This is a genomic window from Candidatus Cloacimonadota bacterium (assembly GCA_034722995.1).
Classification (GTDB): domain Bacteria; phylum Cloacimonadota; class Cloacimonadia; order JGIOTU-2; family JGIOTU-2; genus JAGMCF01.
This window is the reverse complement of the sequence record JAYEOL010000035.1, coordinates 1-16,134: the sequence shown is the minus strand read 5'-3', so window position 1 is coordinate 16,134 and position 16,134 is coordinate 1. Positions and strand designations below refer to the sequence as shown.

The 16,134-nt window shown below is 32.1% G+C and carries 17 protein-coding genes; 14 read left to right on the top strand and 3 right to left on the bottom strand.

The window, feature by feature from the left end; genetic code table 11:
• From U9R23_04615 to uvrC, 14 genes are all read left to right on the top strand, one after another.
• Positions 1 to 765, top strand: a 765-nt coding sequence (locus U9R23_04615; protein MEA3475706.1) for a 5'-nucleotidase, incomplete at its 5' end; no start/stop codon positions are given.
• Between the two features lie 240 nt (positions 766 to 1,005).
• Positions 1,006 to 2,268, top strand: coding sequence for a M48 family metallopeptidase (locus U9R23_04610; GenBank protein ID MEA3475705.1), 1,263 nt, complete (start codon positions 1,006 to 1,008; stop codon positions 2,266 to 2,268).
• Positions 2,269 to 2,305: 37 nt separating this feature from the next.
• Positions 2,306 to 3,037 carry a hypothetical protein gene (locus U9R23_04605; protein MEA3475704.1) on the top strand — a complete coding sequence of 244 codons (732 nt, stop codon included), beginning with the start codon at positions 2,306 to 2,308 and terminating at the stop codon, positions 3,035 to 3,037.
• Positions 3,038 to 3,056: 19 nt separating this feature from the next.
• Positions 3,057 to 4,565 (top strand): hypothetical protein, encoded by a 1,509-nt coding sequence (locus tag U9R23_04600; GenBank protein MEA3475703.1) that lies wholly within the window; start codon positions 3,057 to 3,059, stop codon positions 4,563 to 4,565.
• A 39-nt stretch (positions 4,566 to 4,604) separates the two neighbouring features.
• A complete protein-coding gene (locus tag U9R23_04595) occupies positions 4,605 to 5,501 on the top strand; it encodes a phosphate acyltransferase (GenBank protein ID MEA3475702.1) in 897 nt (298 codons plus the stop codon).
• A gap of 129 nt (positions 5,502 to 5,630) precedes the next feature.
• Complete coding sequence (locus tag U9R23_04590; protein MEA3475701.1) at positions 5,631 to 6,629, top strand: guanosine monophosphate reductase; 999 nt, start codon at positions 5,631 to 5,633, stop codon at positions 6,627 to 6,629.
• A gap of 128 nt (positions 6,630 to 6,757) precedes the next feature.
• Positions 6,758 to 7,228, top strand: coding sequence for a 23S rRNA (pseudouridine(1915)-N(3))-methyltransferase RlmH (locus U9R23_04585; GenBank protein MEA3475700.1), 471 nt, complete (start codon positions 6,758 to 6,760; stop codon positions 7,226 to 7,228).
• A 167-nt stretch (positions 7,229 to 7,395) separates the two neighbouring features.
• Entirely contained in the window at positions 7,396 to 7,884 is a 489-nt protein-coding gene (locus U9R23_04580; GenBank protein ID MEA3475699.1) for an MGMT family protein, read from the top strand.
• 9 nt (positions 7,885 to 7,893) lie between these two features.
• On the top strand, positions 7,894 to 8,289 hold the full coding sequence (gene cdd, locus U9R23_04575; GenBank protein MEA3475698.1) for a cytidine deaminase: 396 nt from the start codon (positions 7,894 to 7,896) through the stop codon (positions 8,287 to 8,289).
• A 98-nt stretch (positions 8,290 to 8,387) separates the two neighbouring features.
• Positions 8,388 to 9,848 (top strand): sigma-54 dependent transcriptional regulator, encoded by a 1,461-nt coding sequence (locus U9R23_04570; protein ID MEA3475697.1) that lies wholly within the window; start codon positions 8,388 to 8,390, stop codon positions 9,846 to 9,848.
• Positions 9,849 to 10,066: 218 nt separating this feature from the next.
• The gene (locus U9R23_04565; GenBank protein ID MEA3475696.1) at positions 10,067 to 10,333 is read left to right on the top strand and encodes a hypothetical protein; all 267 of its coding nucleotides are present in this window, start codon (positions 10,067 to 10,069) and stop codon (positions 10,331 to 10,333) included.
• Between the two features lie 47 nt (positions 10,334 to 10,380).
• Entirely contained in the window at positions 10,381 to 11,769 is a 1,389-nt protein-coding gene (locus U9R23_04560) for a tetratricopeptide repeat protein (protein MEA3475695.1), read from the top strand.
• A gap of 12 nt (positions 11,770 to 11,781) precedes the next feature.
• The gene (locus tag U9R23_04555) at positions 11,782 to 12,852 is read left to right on the top strand and encodes a hypothetical protein (protein ID MEA3475694.1); all 1,071 of its coding nucleotides are present in this window, start codon (positions 11,782 to 11,784) and stop codon (positions 12,850 to 12,852) included.
• Between the two features lie 126 nt (positions 12,853 to 12,978).
• Positions 12,979 to 14,796, top strand: coding sequence for an excinuclease ABC subunit UvrC (gene uvrC, locus U9R23_04550; protein ID MEA3475693.1), 1,818 nt, complete (start codon positions 12,979 to 12,981; stop codon positions 14,794 to 14,796).
• Positions 14,797 to 14,838: 42 nt separating this feature from the next.
• On the opposite strand, the gene U9R23_04545 is transcribed toward uvrC, so the two are convergent.
• The 3 genes from U9R23_04545 to U9R23_04535 all read right to left on the bottom strand — a co-directional run bounded on the left by U9R23_04545 (position 14,839) and on the right by U9R23_04535 (position 16,052).
• Entirely contained in the window at positions 14,839 to 15,168 is a 330-nt protein-coding gene (locus U9R23_04545; protein MEA3475692.1) for a hypothetical protein, read from the bottom strand.
• A 126-nt stretch (positions 15,169 to 15,294) separates the two neighbouring features.
• Entirely contained in the window at positions 15,295 to 15,660 is a 366-nt protein-coding gene (locus tag U9R23_04540) for a response regulator (protein ID MEA3475691.1), read from the bottom strand.
• Positions 15,657 to 16,052: a phosphoribosylaminoimidazolesuccinocarboxamide synthase gene (locus U9R23_04535; GenBank protein ID MEA3475690.1), complete on the bottom strand. Its 396-nt coding sequence runs from the start codon at positions 16,050 to 16,052 to the stop codon at positions 15,657 to 15,659. Before U9R23_04535 ends, U9R23_04540 begins: the two co-directional genes overlap by 4 nt.
• Between the last annotated feature and the right edge of the window lie 82 nt (positions 16,053 to 16,134).

The following is a 16,134-nucleotide window of genomic DNA, read 5'->3' as shown; positions in this document are numbered from 1 at the left end:
ACCAAAACCATTTCTGGATATGAACTGCCAGCTTATATTGATGGAGATTTGCTTACTTTATTTACTGAGGAATTTATTCCAGATAAAGAAGTAAAAGAAAAGATAGATGCTATGCAGGCAGAAGCAGAAAAAGGAATGGATGAGGTTGTTGGCGAAGCACTCATTCATCTCTCAAGGGGTGTTGGTGCACAAAGTTTAATAGGGAATCTTGTTATGGATGCAATGCTTGAAGAAACTGGAGCAGACTTTTCATTTCTTAATCTCGGTGGAGTTAGAGATGATATTAATCAAGGGCCTGTTACATATCGTGATGTATTTGATGTTCTCCCTTTTGAAAGCCAGATAGTTACACTCAATATTTCTGGAGCATTGCTTAAAGAAATTCTGGAAATTAGAGTCTCCTATGGACATCACGGATTACGAATTGCAGGCGGCGAAGTGGTCTATAATAAAACCCTTCCAAATTTCCAACGAGTTACTAAATTGAAAATAGCGGGCAAGGATTGGGACCAGAATAAAATCTATAAAGTGGCAACCACTGATTTTCTTATGGCTGGTAATGCTGGCCTAACCATTTTAACAGAAATTCCACAGGAACAAATAACCTATAATTATATCGTGATACGGGATGCTTTAGCAAATTATTTTAGAAGACATAAACTCGTTAGTTCCAAAATAGATAATAGATGGAAAATGGATATCACCTCTCAACCAACAAAAGAGATTGCTGAGTTTAATAAGAGAAAGACATCTTCTTCCAGATGAGTTGTGTTAAATCCCCTCTTGTTGAATCCCGATTATTTCGGGACGAAATCCCGATTTTTCTCGGGGAAAAGGGTGTCCCAATTCATCGGGGCGGGGTGTGTAAAATCCCCTCTTGAGAGGGGTGCGGATTTATCCGTGGGGTGTGTGTAAGTCTTAATCTTGAGTTATCCCAATAAATCAGGGGAACTTAAGATTGACTAATTCAAACCAGAACTTGACTTATATGCTTTGGAGGCTTCAATGAACATAAATAAAATTAGATACCAGGGCGACTTACAAGATACAAAAGATTTGTATGAAGTCTATAAAGTAAAACAAATTATAAGTTCTCACGAAGAAATTCTGAAAGAGCATATTTCTTTTAGAGATGAACTTCTCGCAAATTCTGTCCGATTAACATCTATTATATCTCCAAGAATTCATAAAATTATTGAAAAAGTTAAAACGATATTTGACATTAAGGAAAATGTTGAATTCTTTTCTGTAAACAACAATAGTTACAATGCTTTTGCTTTCAAACAGAAATCTAACATAAGCATTGTCTTCACTTCAGGATTATTAGAAAACTTTTCTGATAATGAAATCCTGTTCGTATTGGGGCACGAAATTGGACATATCCTGTTTCACCATAATCGGCTTTTGCTTTTATACAACCCAAGTAAAAGAAAGATAACTTTTCTACCAATCCTTGCTGAAAAGAAATTCCTTACCTGGCAGAAAAAAGCAGAAATTAGTTGTGATAGAGTCGGATTAGTTGCCTGTAAAAATTATGCGACAGCTGTCCAAAGTCTGCTTAAGGTTTCATATGGACTTACAGAAAAGAATCTAAATTTTAACCTTCCAGAACTTATGAAACAGTTACAAGACCTTGCTAAATCCGAATATCTTTCTCAATTGAGTTCAGCCACACATCCTATGCTTCCAGTTCGTCTTAAAGCCCTTGAATTATTTCATAACTCAAAACTATTCTCTAAAAAAGGTAAAATTTCCCCAGAAAAACTTTCAGAAGAGGTTGATAAATTAATCGGGCTTACAAAATTCTATCCACGAAATAAGGCCAAAGAGCAAATGATGAAATTCCTTGCTGCTGGGGGTGTGTCTGTCATCGCAATTGATAAAGAAATAAATATAGAGGAGATTAAAAGTCTTGTAAAAATCTTAGCTGATGTCTTCACAGATGACCCTGAGAAAGAGATTGTTTATGACAAAGAAAAAGTGGAAGCACAGTTAAAAAAATCTGCAAAATATCTTAAAGAAAAAGGCACTGATTACGATAGATTCTATGCGATGCATTTTTTGACAGTAGTTGCTCTTGCTGATGGAAAATTTACTCGCAAAGAAAAGAATATGCTTATGCGACTTGCTGAATCAATCGGCTTTTCCAAAGATGAGGCAATGGGTGTTGTCTGGAAAACCTTGCAGCAGACTGGCATCAATATTGATATTCGTCTTAATGAAATTGCTCAAAATGTCAAAGAGCATTATGCTAATTATTTAAAATAATCTATATATAGATCCTATTAAATCTAGAAGGTTAAAAATGAAAAAATTTCTTATAACACTATTCATAATAGCATTGATAACAACGCCTATCTTTGCTAAAACAAACAATCAAAATAAAGAAAATAGTAATCTAAACACTAATGAAAAGGTTGATTCAATTTATGTACTCCAACAGAAAATTTACAAAACAGTAAAAAATCAACCACTTGCTGATAAAAAGTATGGAATTGAATTCAATATTTTCAGATTAATTTTTTTTGGTAGCGATACGAATTTATTGAATCATACACTGAGCGGAGGTTTTTCTATCTTCAATATAGATAGGCAGGCAGAGATTGCTTTTCCAATCTTTTATTCTAATCCGGAGAATAAATGGGGAATTGAATGGTATGACGAAATAAATTATTTACGCCAATTCACACTGGACTGCCATTACAGACGCTTTCTGGGGCACTCCCAAAATGGTTTTTATATAAGTGGTTTTGTCCGATATGCTAATATTCGCGGTTATGAGTATTACTATTGGGGTGATGGGAAGGATGATGATTCGGTAAATTCTAAAATGAGCAGCGAAAACAAACTTGGTATTGGAATAGGCATCGGATATAGAATTTTTTCTTGTAAAGGATTTTATTGGGGTACCAGCCTTAATTTGGGTAGATATTTTTTTGGAGAGAATGATAGATATATAGGACAATTTTTGTGGTACGATAATGACAATGAGGTTATTTTTAATTTTGAATTACTAAAATTCGGCTGGGCTTTTTAATTCTGCAAAACGAGATGGTATGAAAAAATTTCTTCTTTTATATTGCCTTCCTATAGGAGTGCTTTTAGTATCTTTTTGCCAGTGTGATTTCTATGAAATCTGTCCTTATTTTGATATTGAAGTACTTTCTTCAACTTCAGTTAAATTGAAATGGGGTTGCTCGGGTCAGAATATAAATAATTATGAACTTACAAAAACAGCAGGAGACAGCATCATATCTGAACAAAATTTTCCAGGCAATGCAACCGAATATATGGATAATAAGATTGTCCCTGGAATTCACTATACCTATTGTCTTATTATGAATGGAGAAAAAACCACGGAGGAAAAATATTGTAGTATAAACACATTAACACCGCCCTCTCACTTATCAGCTGTTGTGTCAAACGGAGAATGCATCAAAGTCATATGGGCTGATAACAATCAGTTTGAGGATTGTTTCAATATCGAAAGAAAGACAGAACATGAAGATTCTTTTTTAGTTATCGCAACAGTTGGTGCAGACACTGCAAAGTACAAGGATTATGCCCTAGAACATAAAATGAAATATTATTACCGTGTGCAAGCACGATTAGAAGACTACAAAAGCAACTACTCTCAGGTAGATTCAACAGGATTTCATTTTATTGGGTTGTTTGTTCCAACAGATTATCCAACCATTGATAGCTCTTTTGAAGCAGCAAGCGATTATGAAAAAGTAATTCTTGAACCCGGAACCTATCATAGCAATGTTGTCTTTCCCAGAAAGAGAATTATCCTTTGTTCCAAATATTATGTTACAGATGATCCGGAATTTATAAGACAAACGATTATAGATGGGAATGATGCAACAATGAGTGGAGTGACTTTTAACAGTTATATCACAGAAAATGATTTCAAAGAGGGAATAGTGGGCTTAACAATTCGTGATTTTAAGGGAACTTCTATTGAGGAGGAGACTTACGGCGGGGGAATTTTATGCACTAATCATGCAAGCCCTTTCTTGCGCAATGTAGTCATTACAAGTAATAATGCTGATAATGGCGCAGGCATTGCCATTATTAATGCAGAGATTACTTTAGAAAATGTACTTATTTCTTACAATACTGGATATCCTTATAGCACTTCTTGGGGTTCTTTTGTATACCTAAAAAATGCTGATGTAAATTTCTTGAATGTAACAGTTGGAGGTAATAGTTTTGGTCCAGGGCTATATAGTAAAGAGAAGTGCACTTTAGAGTGTCGTAATACAATATTTTGGAATACTATATGCATCCCTGAGATTAATATCATTGACGATAGAGAAGCAAAGGTATATTTTAGATACTGTGATGTGAGAGGAGGACAAATGATGATACTCGGTAACATAAACTTCAATGAATTTGTTTATGAAAATTCTATTGATGCAGATCCGTTATTTAATTATTATCAATACCTTCAAAGTGACTCACCGTGTATTGATACTGGAGATCCGGATTCCACCTATAATGATGTTGATGCAAGTAGAAATGATATGGGGTGTTATGGGGGACCGTATGGAGAATGGTAATAATAGAGTTTTGAAAATATAATTTGGAGAAGGTACAAAATGATAAAAAACTTTGATAAACTACTTGAAAAAGTAAAAAAATTTCCTTCCAAAAAAGTGGTTATTCCTGGAGCGGATACAAAAACAGCCATATATGCAGCAACTTTAGCCAAAGTTGAAGGAATCGCTGATTTTCTTCTTATAGGAAATAAGAAAAAAATCTTATCCTATATTGAAATGATTGAGGAATCCATGCTTGATGCTTTTGAAATTATTGACGAATCTGACCCTGTAAAATGTGTTCAAAAAGCAGTTGAATCAATTCATAAAAAAAAGGCAGATTTAATCCTAAAAGGGAACACAAGCACATCCCAACTTATGAAAGGTGTTCTGGATAAAGAAAATGGACTTCAAACAGGAAATCTTCTAAGCGATGTATTTATATTTGAAACAAAAGATAGGTTAACACTTATGACAGATGGTGGAATTGTCCTTTATCCAGAAATTAAAGAAAAGATTGCTTTGATAAATAATGCTGTTAAAGTTGCTCATCATCTTGAAAATCCAAATCCAAAGGTTGCTTTACTCGGTGCAGTAGAGGTTCCAAACCCAAAGATGCCTCCAACAATTGACGCTGCTATCATTGCTCAAATGAGCAAAAGAGGTCAGATAAAGGGATGTATTGTTGATGGACCTTTTGCTCTTGATAATGCTATTTCAGAAGAAGCTGCAAAGATAAAAGGAGTAGTTTCACCTGTGGCAGGAAATGCTGATATTCTTATTATGCCAAATATTGAAGCTGGGAATATCTTTGGAAAGGCATTGACATATTATGCTCATCTTCGCGTTGCTCATGTTGTGATGGGTGCAAAAGCACCAATATTAATTACATCAAGAGCAGATGATGCAGAAACTAAATTGCATTCAATCGCATTGGGCATTACCTGCGCTTATTAATTATGACCACGAAAGCACGAAAAACACAAAAATTATTAATCTATTTTGAAAGACAATAGATAATATTTTTATACATAATCAATTTTTTTTAACTTCGTGTTTTCGTGGTAAATTAAAGAAAGGTAAAAAATGACAAAACTGGGTTTATCCTTTGATGATATTTTACTCATTCCAAATTATTCAGAAGTTATTTCCAGAATACATATTGATTTAAGCACAAAGGTCACAAAAAATTTCAAAATAAAACTTCCAGTCCTTTCTGCTAATATGGACACTATTACAGAATTTAATATGGCAGATAAACTTTATGAATTTGGAGGCTTAGGTATCGTTCATCGTTTTTGCACAATTTCTAAAGAGGTAGAGATAATTAGAAAATTAAAAAAAGCAGGAAATGAAATATGTGCTGGTTCAATAGGTGTTGCACGGGAATACAAAGAGCGTCTGCAAGCACTGGTAGATGCTGGAGCAAATATAATCTGTATTGATGTTGCACACGGACATCATAAGTTAATGGCAGACACTATAAATCTATGTAAAAAATATAATATTGATATAATCGCAGGTAATATTGCAACTGCTGAAGCTGCAGAATTTCTATGCAAGAATGGAGTAGACGCTGTAAAAGTTGGAATTGGACCGGGTTCTATGTGCACCACTCGTATAAATGCTGGCTTTGGTGTTCCACAGGTTACTGCACTTGAAGATGTCTGTTCAATAACAAAAAAATATAATGTTCCAGTAATTGCCGATGGCGGAATCAAAAACTCTGGTGATGTGGCAAAAGCATTAGCTGTTGGAGCTGATTCCGTTATGATTGGTTCATTATTTGCTGGATGTAAAGAAACTCCAGGTCCAATCCATAAAGAAGGTAATTTCCCAAACTATCGACTTTATAAGCAATATCGTGGCTCGGCAAGTTTAGAATCAAAATTGGAACGAGGTAAAAAAGAAAAAAATATTGAGGGTGTAAGCATTACTGTTGACTATAAGGGACCAGTTAAATATGTTATAAAAAATATTGAAGATGGAATCCGTTCTGCCTTTTCCTATGCTGGAGCAAATAATATCCAAGAATACCACAAAATGGTAAAGTATATTCAAACAAGCAAGATGGTCGCAAGCTAACGAATTAGGAATTACAAGTTAGAGGTTAGAAGTTAGAAGTAAAAAGTCACATAAAACTTGCTTATCTATAAAAAAAGAAAACAATATTATATTTTTGTGTCCGCAGGGTCATGCCTTTGTGGTGAAGAATGAAGGTTAACATTTTAGTGGTCGGTAAAAATAAGGACGAATTTGTCAATCTTGCCGAACAAGAATATCTGAAAAGATTACAGCCTTACCTCTCAATAAAATTGGTTACAATCCCGTCCATTAAAGTTAGTCAACATGTTGAAATTAAGAAAATCAAAAATGCTGAGGCAGAGATAATACTTAAGAGAATTCCAGACAACTCATTTTCCATAGCTCTTGATGAAAAAGGGAATGAGTTCACTTCAATAGAATTTGCCAATCATCTGAACAAACTTTTGGTATCACAGAATAAGACTCTTTATTTTATAGTTGGTGGACCTCACGGCTTATCTGATAAGGTAAAAGAGTATTGTGATGAAATTATCTCACTTTCAAAATTAACCTTTACACATCAGATAATTAGAATAATCTTATTAGAACAAATCTATCGTGCAATGACCATAATAAAAGGTAAGAAGTATCATTATTAAACTGGTTGAATCCGTTGAATTGGTCTACCCCGTTAGATGTTTACTATCTAATGGGGTTGAACTGTAAACAAAATAATTTGGAGTACTGAAACCATTTCTGTCCCCATGGACGCAGGGATATTCGGAATAAATTTTTCAGCAGAACTAATAAAATTGGGATGTAAAAAATGAGTACAAAATCAAAAAAACGCAAATCATGGCAGGAGAAATTAGCTGATAGTAGAGACCTGCCAAAAGTTGAAAAAATTACTGAAAAAATGAGTAAAATATGGGGCGAAGGCACAGTTGTCATTCCAGCACCAATGGAAGTGGATGAAGTTATGAAAAAAGTTCCAAAGGAAAAATTGACCACCATTAACCAAATTCGTAAAACTCTTGCAAAAAAGCATAATGCCACAATCGGTTGCCCAATGACTACTGGAATCTTTGCCTGGATTGCAGCTCATGCAGCAGAAGAAGCAAAAACAGAAGGTAAGAAAGACATTACTCCTTATTGGCGAACATTAAAATCTGATGGAAGGCTAAATCCAAAATATCCCGGAGGCGTTGAGGCACAATCATCTCATTTAAAAGAAGAAGGACATATAATCGAACAGGGAAAAGGAAAAAAACCTCCAAAAGTAAAGGATTTTGAAAAATATCTGGTAGAACCGTGAAAGGTAAAAATGGATAGAAAAATTATTCAAGAATTAATCTTATCTGCAAAAAAGGTATCTCAAAACTCTTATTCACCATATTCAAATTACAAAGTTGGAGCAGCACTTTTAACAAAATCAGGTAAAATCCTTACAGGAACAAACATTGAAAATGCCTCTTTCCCTGCTGGAATATGTGCTGAAAGAGTTGCAATCTTTAAAGCTATTTCAGAAGGTTTCAAAGACTTTAAAGCATTAGCAATTTATGCAGAAGGAAAGCATCTCCCCTATCCTTGTGGAATATGTCGTCAGGTGATTGCAGAATTCAGCAAGGATTTGCCAATTGTAATTGCAAAAAGTGAAAAAGAATATATGATAAAAAATATCTCCGAATTATTGCCATCATCCTTTAGTTTTGATAAGTAACACATACCTCATTGTCTTGTCATGAAATGTAGGGCTCATTACGCGAACAAACCGATTATCTTGACATAAATAAGTAACAATAATTGAGTTTTATTACTATGAAAATCTTACTTACTTTTATTGGGAATAATGACTGTAATATAAAAGAAAAACCCGGAGCCATTCTCTCCATTCTCAAAAAACTTGAATTTGATAAGCTCTATATTTTGTATAATCACGATAGATACTTGAAACCAGCTTCTGAAATTTTATTATACTGCAGAAAACATTTTCCCAATCTAAAAGTTCATTATCAAGAAGCAAAGTCAGCAAATCCTACTGATTATAATACAGTCTATCCTGCAATGTATAAAGCTGTTAGAGCCATTTTAAAAGAAAATGAAAATATTAATCCCGAATATACGATTTCATTAACTTCAGGAACACCTACAATGCATGCTTGCTGGATTTTCCTGCAACAGGGTGGGGTAATTGACGCAAAGTTGATACAGGTATCACGAGAAACAGGAATTTCTGAGGTTGATTTTAATTTAGATGATTTTCCCCAGATTCGGAATGTAAATGAAATTAAAGTGGAAATGACAAAACTGGCAAGAGAAAATGTAATCTTTAAAAAACAATTAAAACTTCAACATGATGAGATTGTTGGCGAATGTCCTGATATTCTAAAAATAAAAGAACAAATTCAAATACTCGCACAATATGATATTCCTGTTTTTATTTCTGGTGAAAGTGGCACTGGAAAGGAATTAGTTGCTGAAGCCATTCATTACAACAGTCCGAGAAAAGAACAAGCATTCATAAAAGTAAATTGTGGAGCAATAAGTCCACAATTATTTGAAAGTGAATTTTTTGGACATAAGAAAGGCTCATTTACAGGTGCAATTGCTGATAAAGATGGAAAATTCAAACTTGCTGACAAAGGAACGATTTTCCTTGATGAAATTGGTGACCTTCCACTTGATATGCAGGTGAAACTATTAAGAGTGCTTGATAAAGGAACTATACAGCCTGTTGGCGGAAGCGATGAAAAAGTAGATGTGCGAGTTATTTCAGCTACAAATAAAGATATAAAAAAGTTAGTAAAAGAAGAAAAATTCCGTGAAGATTTGTTTTATAGAATTGTGAGAGACCATATCCATCTTCCAGCTTTACGAGAGAGAGGAACAGATAAAATATTAATTGCTGAAAGTTATATCAAACAATTAAATCAAAAGTATAAATTAAATAAAACACTTTCACAATCTGCAACAAACCTTATAAATAGTTATGAGTGGCAAGGGAATGTGAGAGAATTATTTTCTGTTTTAGAATCTGCGTATATTCATTCTGAAAATAGAATATTAGCGAAGAATATGAATTTGATAGAATTGCATAAAGAAACTAGTAAAATATTTATTCCGGATAATGGTATTGATTTTGATAATGAAATACCAAATGGGTATTATAAAGCAGCTTTAAAAAAAACAAATGGAAATGCAACAAGAGCAGCAAAATTATTAAACATTGAACCACATACATTCCGAGCAAGATTGAAAAAGTTGCAAATGAAAATGTAGGGCAGGTTCCCTTGAAACAGCTAAAAGAAGTTGCTTTATTATTAAATATGGATTCCCGTTTACCCTCCAAAAAGCAGGGAGGACAAGCACGGGAATGACAGGCATTTTGTGTGTTTCCTGAATTGTAACGCAAATGTCTCATTTGCGAAAGGAAACCACAATCAAGACGCTGACTGCCTTTGGCATGAATTGTGTCACAGAATGCAATTTACTTGAAAATGTTTAAAAAAGTAAAAATATTGACGCGGAAAAGTAATAATATTTACGAAACAGTAATCGTGTCATTTTCATCGTTTTTCTTAACTGCCAACTATATTATGAATTATAATAATTTTGAAATGATTGGCACACCTTCTGCAATTATTGTAATATATGCTGGAGGTTTAATGAAAGATTTACTCGCTTGTTTAATTATAATGTTTATTGGTGCTTTTATGTGTGCATTCCCAATAATTGGATTACCTTTATTTATATTCTTGATTTAAATGGAATAAATAAATTATGTAAATTTTAAAAAATAAAAAGGGTTATTATGAAAAAAGAAAAAAATTTGTTTGATTTTGCAGCAATAAGAAAAATTAGTGAAGAAATCGAAAATAATCCTAATGATCCAAAAAATTATGTTAATAGGGGAATAATGTATTGGGGCAATAAAGAATTTTCCAATGCAAAAAAAGATTTCAATAAAGCTATCAAGCTTGAACCAAATAATGCTTGGTTTTATCATTTCAGGGGAATGATATATAAAGAACAAAGAAATAATGAGAATGCTTTAAAAGACATGTACAAGGCATCTGAAATGGAACCAGACGATATTGTATATATTGAGTCAATTTTAGACACATTGATTTCTATGGGTAGATATAATAAAGCCTATTATTTTTTTGGGGAAACTATTGGTAAAACTCACTGGGATGGAAAAATTTATCTTGAAGAGATTGATATAACTATTATTTCAGAATTAGCGAAGCATTTGGCATATCAGAAGCAGTATGACAAAGCAAATGATATTATTGAGAAATTATATGAAATAAATTTTACGGATTTGAATCCTCGAGATGATTTACGTTTAGAATTAAATAAAATAAAAAAAATAAAGCATGAACATGAAATTAAAGAAACTCGAATTGAAGAACGCAACAAAATTTTGGCAGATTTATCTCATTCGATCAAAAATATGATAAGCACAGTTATTGACCCGTTGGAAAATCTGAAAAATGAAAAAGAGATAAAACCTATTGTAATTGATAATGCTTTGCGTGGAGCAAATCTCATTCGTGAAATTGTTAATGCAATGAATCTTTCTTTCAAAGGTTCAATCAAAGATTTTCATTATGATGCAGAGCACAACAAAAGTAAAGAAGGTCTTTCTCTACAATCATTGCTTATTGAGTCAATAAAACATTCTGTTCGTAATATGTTTGATGCGAAATATTTTGGCAATTTTATGCGAAAATATTTTCCTGCAAAGGATATTTATACACAAGCCAAATCAGATTGGTCGTCAGTTTCACAATCAAATAATTTTAATGAAATACAAAAGTTTTTAAATAAATATTTCTTTAAAACAGATATTTCTTTTGGGAATGCAGAACAATTAATTATTGGAAATGAAAAAGGTTCAGCAATAAAACTGCATATACTTTTTCAAGAAATTATTTTAAATGCTGTAAAATATACCACTTTTGTATCTAAAGAAAATCGTTTCTTTAAGTTACATTTTTCTAACAATGAAAAACAAATTAGGCTTCTGGTAGAAAATACTTATAAACCCAAAGTGAAAACAAAAACAACTGGCTTAGGCCATGTGATTATTGAAAATTTTTCAAAATTGTTACAAACAAAACCAAAAATCAAAAAAGATGATAAAATGTATTCTGTAGAAATCAAGTTTGAAAATTTCTGGAGGAATAAAATATGAGGAGTAATATTTATGAAGATATTATATGTAGAAGACGAATTATCTAAGAATATACCAAAAATAATAAAACTCTTTTCAAAGTATTTAGGAAATGAAAATATCAAAGAATTAAAAACAGTAGAAGAAGATGAATATGTAGCATCGGATGAGGAAATAAAAACAATTGTTGAAAAATCAAATCTAATAGAAGTTGAATATCGTTTCCCAAATGGTTTAGAGAAGATAATTAATAATTATAAAAAATATGCACTTTTTATTATAGACAGAAATTTATCAAATGTAGAATATGATTATGATGAAATAGTCGCTATTGATCCCAACTACAACGAAACACTTTACGATAAATTTTTTGAAAGGGAAGGAGATTATTTTCTTCAAAAATTAGTGTATACCAAGATTGATGTTATGACTAAATTTTATTTTCTAACAGCATTTGCAAAAAGTGAATTGCGAAATGCAGATGAGATAAAAACACATATTGATTTTGGCAAATTTACATATCAAAATATTATTGGGAAAGGAGAAGAGGAGCGTTTAAAACAAATTATTGATAATATAGAGATTCTAAATTTACAAGTTGAAAACAAAAATTATTTGGATATTTTAAGAACCAAAATTACTGAAAAAACCACTCTATTATTTTTGGATATACTATCAAATAAAGAATCTGATAATGATTTGGATATTATCAAAAATTTAGGAGCATTAAGACTTATTTTTCATAAAATACTTAATTTATTGGCAAAATCATTAGAAGTCAAATCATATACAGATTCAAGAAATGGAAAAGAGGTTGCAATTTTTTATGGTGACAGTTTGAACATTCGACCTTTTATCAACTGGTTATCTTATTATTCGCAAGATTTAAAAGTAAATAGTTTAATTCGTAATTTTCTATTTGGCATTCAGGAAATTTGCAGTAATTTTGGTCTTGCTCATAATGAATTAGAGGATGATTACAAGGAAGAGGGAATAGTATTTTCAGAATCACAACCATCAGGTTATCAACCAACTGCAAATTCTGTAAATGCTCTGATTTATGAGTTGAAAGAAATAATTTTATGGTTTGATGAAATAAGTTAATGAGTAAAACTCTTTCCCTTAACGAGTCGTTTAGATTTATTTGATTTTTGTGTCTTTGTGTCCATTCTTAGTAGCAGTAGGACTGCTACTGCGAAGGATGAACCTTTGTGGCTATATTTATACAAAATGAATGAAACAATCCAGAACAAATTACGGTTAACCCCCTCAAATCCCGGTGTCTACTTAATGAAAAATTCATCCAGTAAAATCATCTACATCGGTAAAGCAAAAAATCTAAAAAAAAGAGTAAGTTCATATTTTACTAAAACCCAATTTGAATTACCAAAAACTGAAGTCCTTGTTTTAAGAATTGCTGATTTTGAATATATAGTAACCAGAAATGAGGTAGAAGCACTGATTTTAGAAGCCAATCTTATAAAAAAATATCGGCCGAAATATAATGTTGCATTAAAAGATGATAAGAAATATCCATACATAAAAATTGATGTAAAGAATAATTTTCCGCGGGCAATCGTAACCCGAAGAGTTATCCAGAACGGCTCAAGGTATTTCGGTCCTTATACCGAAGCACATTCCATTCGCCGCACATTGAATCTATTAGAGAAAGTATTTCACTTAAGAACATGTAACAGAAAAATTCCAAGAGAAAATACAAGCAATCCATCATTTGACCGACCTTGTTTGAACTTCCAGATAAATAAATGTGATGCACCTTGCATCGGAAACATTAGTTATGAAGATTATAGAAAGAAGGTAGAACAGGTAATACTTTTTCTTAAAGGAAAAACCTCTGATGTAATTAGAAATCTTCAAAGACAAATGGAAAAAGCCGCTGATGAAGATAATTTTGAAAAAGCTTCTGAGCTTCGTGACAAAATTGTTAGAATAGGGAAAATATCTACAAGGCAGATTGTAAGGAAAACCAGTCTGGAAGACCTTGATATAATTGGCATTGGGAAAGATGATAGACTTTGCTGTGTCGTTATTCTGAAGATCCGTGAAGGCAGGCTGATAAAAAAAGAACATTATTTTATGGAAAACACTTTGGGTAAAAGTGACGGAAATATCTTAAACAGGTTTCTAACCCAGTATTACAATTTTCAAGAGGATGTTGCTCCAAAGATTTTAACCCAGACAAATCCTGAAGATAAAGAATTAGTATCCAAATGGCTTGATGTAGAAATTGCAATTCCTCAAAGAGGTGATAAAAGAAAGTTGATTGAAATGGCAAAGGAAAATGCTTTTCTCTTGGTTGAGGAAAAAAAATTAGCTCATTTGAAATCAGCTCACAGGACTGTGTTTGCTGTTAAGGAATTAAAGGACAAATTGCATCTTTCAAAACTTCCCAGAAAGATAGCTGCCTTTGATATATCAAATTTGCAAGGGAATGAAGCAGTTGCATCAATGGTGTTCTTTGATAATGGAAAACCCAAAAAGAGTCAATATCGCAGGTTTAAGATTAAAACTGTCTCTGGTATAAATGATTACCTGATGATTGAAGAAGCAGTAACACGCTTTCTTTCTCATCTTGAAGAAGAGAAATTTGAAACTCCAGATATGATTCTTATTGATGGCGGAAAAGGGCAACTCTCTTTTGCTAAAAAAGCTCTGAAAAAATATCCTTATAAAATTAAGTTGTTTTCTATTGCAAAAAGATTGGAAGAGATTTTTTCTGTAAATAGTAATGAACCAATAATCATTCCCAAAACATCTTATGCATTAAAATTGCTTCAGCAGATACGAGATGAAGCACACAGATTTGCAGTTAAATATCATAAAACTTTACGTGACAAAAAGACTACGATTTCAATTTTAGACAATATTCCCGGTATTGGGAAAAAAAGAAAGATAGCACTTCTTACACACTTTGGTTCAATAGCCAATATAAAAAAAGCATCAATTGTGGAATTGGAATCTTTATCTGGCATAAGCCAAAAGTTAGCCTATACTATATTTAGTTACTTAAATAAAAAAAGGCAATGAAGGAGGAAATCCTTTCGTTGCCCTGGATGATTTTTTCTTAGATTAAAGACTTCTATCCTTTAAATCTTCAAATTTTCGTTTTCTGAATTTTACTTCAGTACCATCAAATTGTTTTTTTATATCTGCAATGTCTTTTTCTGGATTAGTGCTATGTATTAATTTTAAATGATTATATCTATTACATACGGTAATAACCTTCGTGGATGGTGATTTTGATACCACAAGATATATAAGATGTAGGTTTTTCCGTTTCTCAAGATAATATTCCATTTTAGGAATATCATCTTCGGATAGTTTGTCAGCATACACGAATGCCACTATTTTCTTATGACTCTTTGGGGAGACCTTCTTGCGTGTTAAGTTAGCTTTCATTTATCCTCCTACATATAACTTTTTATTTTTTTGAAAATATACAAAATAAATTTTTTAATAACTTAGTTTGTGAAACATTATATAGAAAATTAGAATTTAACAAATTATTTATATTTTTAATTACAATTATTTCTTTAATACTTTATTTAGAATGCTTATTAGGTCTTCAGGGTCAAATGGTTTAAATAGAATATCATGCAAACCATTTTTTTTAGCTTTAACCAAAACATGATTTGGGTCATATCCAAAGCCCGTCATCATAATGATTGGAAGATTGTCATCAAAATTTCTGATTTGGGAATACAGTTCATATCCATTCATATCTGGCATAGCGATGTCGGTTAAAACAAGGTCAACTTTACCTTCACGAATTTTTTGCAGAGCATCAAAACCATTATCCACAATAATACTGTTGAAATTAAATTTTTTCAAAATATACTCAAGATAATTTAATGTATCTTGCTCATCATCCACAATGAGAATTGTTTTCATTGTATTGAATCTTTGCCTGTTATTTTTTGATAAGCCTCAAGATATTTCTCTTTTTTTAAGAGTATTTCTTGGAAGCTGAAAATTTTATAATTCGGATTAACATTGTTTATTTTTTCAATACCTTTGTCAGAAATATAATCACGCACAAATTGTTTATCGTAGTTTTCTTGCGGAGTTCTTTTTCTATATATTGAAGCATCGTAAAAACGAGAAGAGCCAGGTGTTAGAATTTCGTCAATCAAGAGTAATTTGCCATCTGGAATAAAATTCGGTAGTATATAATCAAATGCAGAAATTCTATCTGAAGCAACTATAAGTATCTTGTCATCAAGGTCGTAAATATTCCTAACTTTACCCTTTTTGTATGGGAATAAATTTTTGAATTTACACATATATACTTTTTTTGTATAAGAGAAAATTAAAATTTCTAATGCTCAATTTTATAGGTATATGATATTGGAGCAGTCTTTCTCA